1 protein-coding gene is annotated in these 460 nt (G+C 61.3%); it reads right to left on the bottom strand.

Going from position 1 to position 460, the window contains the following annotated elements:
* The coding region (locus tag EGN72_RS19070) for a hypothetical protein (RefSeq protein ID WP_158623090.1) at nt 1–460 on the bottom strand (460 nt) is incomplete at both ends.

The raw sequence follows: 460 nt of genomic DNA, 5'->3' as shown, positions 1-460 counted from the left end.
AACACCGGTGGCCAAGTCAAACATCAGCGCGTCGTCGGGGTAAGGCGTCACGGTGGACATCAAACTATTGGCCGAAGAGACGCCAGCACAGAGCGATTGCCCCAGCCCGATCATGCAATAAAGGATTTGCGGATCATCCGGGATCAAAAAGCCCTTTCCTGCCGGGCCTGCGGTAACCGCCCGACGCGGACCGATCAAAGGCAGGTCCACCACGGCCCGCACCGATTTTGCGTTCTTCGGTGCCACGGAATGGGCCGTCAAACCGCCCAGATCAGCGACCACGCCGTCAAAGCCATTCCCAACCGCGATGAGGCTGGACCCGATTACCGTGGGCATCATCGGTGCGGCATCGTCGATATTCGGCAGGCGGCACCCTTGGCCGTCCAGCGCCGCAATCCGGTGGCCATCGCCGGTCATGATCTCGACGGACGCATCATCCCAAGGCGTCCTGAAATCCAGT

Origin of the sequence: Pseudorhodobacter sp. E13 (assembly GCF_003991405.1) — a bacterium.
Classification (GTDB): Bacteria; Pseudomonadota; Alphaproteobacteria; order Rhodobacterales; family Rhodobacteraceae; genus Pseudorhodobacter.
Note: the sequence above shows the minus strand (reverse complement) of the source record. Positions and strands in the feature narration are given on the sequence as shown.